The sequence below is a fragment of the Idiomarina aquatica genome, from assembly GCF_004362895.1.
Lineage (GTDB): Bacteria > Pseudomonadota > Gammaproteobacteria > Enterobacterales > Alteromonadaceae > Idiomarina.
This window is the reverse complement of record NZ_SNXI01000050.1, coordinates 1-1,881: the sequence shown is the minus strand read 5'-3', so window position 1 is coordinate 1,881 and position 1,881 is coordinate 1. Positions and strand designations below refer to the sequence as shown.

General features: G+C 52.2%; 2 protein-coding genes. Both read left to right on the top strand.

Annotation, left to right across the window (positions count from 1 at the left end; translation table 11 throughout):
• Positions 1–1,059 (top strand): IS21 family transposase (gene istA, locus DEU29_RS13865; RefSeq protein WP_133540995.1); only part of this gene is annotated, 1,059 nt, incomplete at its 5' end.
• A gap of 11 nt (positions 1,060–1,070) precedes the next feature.
• Positions 1,071–1,817 carry an IS21-like element helper ATPase IstB gene (gene istB, locus DEU29_RS13860; RefSeq protein ID WP_133540993.1) on the top strand — a complete coding sequence of 249 codons (747 nt, stop codon included), beginning with the start codon at positions 1,071–1,073 and terminating at the stop codon, positions 1,815–1,817.
• The last annotated feature ends 64 nt before the right edge of the window (positions 1,818–1,881 follow it).

Genomic DNA, 1,881 nt, shown 5'->3' with positions numbered 1-1,881 from the left:
GACGTTCGCTATAACGCACAAGTCTTCGTGGCAACCTTAGGTGCTTCAAATTACACCTATGTTGAAGCCGGGCGTTCACAGCAACTGGAAGACTGGATCATGGCGCACGTACGCGCCTTTGAGTTCTTCGGTGGCGTACCACAGCTACTGGTGCCGGATAATCTGCGCTCGGCGGTCACCAGGGCAAACCGCTACGCACCGGTGTTAAATGAAAACTATGCGCGCATGGCGCGTCATTACAACACCGCCATCATGCCTGCCCGACCTTATAAACCCAAAGACAAATCAAAAGCAGAAAACGCCGTTCTTATCGTCGAGCGGTGGATCTTAATGCGTCTGCGACATGATCACTTTTATACGCTATCCAGCCTTAATCAGCGGATCCGGGAGCTGCTGGTTGAGCTTAATCACCGTCAGCAACGCGTTCACCCGGGCTCACGGCACGAACTTTATATCCGTCTTGATAAACCAGCGCTAATGCCGTTGCCTGCGTATGGCTATCAATACATCGACAGTAAACAAGCCCGGGTCGGACCGGACTACCATGTTCTGTACGCTAAGCACGCTTACTCTGTACCCCACAACCTGGTCGGACAGACCGTTACACTGGAAGCAACAGCGCAAATCATCTGCTTTTACTATCAGGGTAAGGTCGTGGCACAGCACCCCAGAAAACATCAGCCCGGCGCGTTTAGTACGATTAAAGAGCATATGCCGGATGCTCACGTAAAACAGCGCTGGGGTGTTGAGCGCCTGCTTGGCTGGGCTGAAACCATCGGCAGCGGCACTCGTGCGGTTATCGCAGCCCAACTGGCTCGTCGACAACATCCGGAGCAGGCAATAAAAAGCTGCCTCGCCATCCTTAATCTGGGCAGTAAATATGGACAGGAGCGGCTTGAAGCCGCCTGTCAGAAAGCGCTAGTGCTCGAGCAACCACACCGCAAGGTCATTCTGAACCTGCTGGCAAATAATAAAGAGCAAGACCTCACGCATACCGAAGCCGACGACTCGCCGGCGGTTAACCATCCCAACATCCGTGGACAACACTACTACCAATAAGGACGATCATTATGAGTTTATCATCACTCCATGAACAACTGCGTGCATTACGGCTGGGGCACTTCTCTCAGGCGTTACAACAGCAGCAAGAGCAACCGGATACCTATACCGACATGAGCTTCGAAGAGCGTCTCGGTCTGCTTGCCACCCACGAAATACTGTGCCGTGACAACACCAAAGTAAAACGTCTGACCCGCCAGGCAAAGCTGCGCTTCGATGCCCGCCCGAGCGGTATCGATTACCGCAGTGGGCGTGGGCTTAAGAAAGAAAAAATAGCGGCGCTACTAAGCGGGCAATATCTGCACTACAACCAGAACATTATCATCACCGGGGCAACAGGCTGTGGTAAAACCCACCTAGCTTGTGTGCTGGCAACGCAGGCCTGTGAACAACATCACAGTGCTCGTTATTACCGCCTCGGAGAGCTGCTGGATGAGTTACACGTTGGACATGCTGACGGCTCTTACCGACAGCAGTTGAATACCTTAGCGAAGCGTAAACTGCTTATCCTTGATGACTGGGGCATGGAGAAGTTAAGTGCTCGTCAGGCGAATGACCTGCTTGATGTGATGGAAATACGCTACCAACAATCCAGTACCATTATCGCCAGTCAAATCCCCACCAGCGAGTGGTACAAGCTGATACCCAGTCCCACCATTGCCGACGCCTTACTTGACCGCTTATTGCACAACAGTCACCGAATCGAACTGACAGGAGAATCCATGAGAAAACTAGACCAATCCGATCACTTAGCGTAAAAAGAGGGTTATGAAAAAGAACGGCTAACAGGTGATCGGATAACTCCGGAATCGCTGTTCGGAA

Excerpts from the sequence above, each read along its gene's own strand:
- istB (WP_133540993.1), top strand. The coding sequence starts at position 1,071 with ATGAGTTTATCATCACTCCATGAACAACTGCGTGCATTACGGCTGGGG.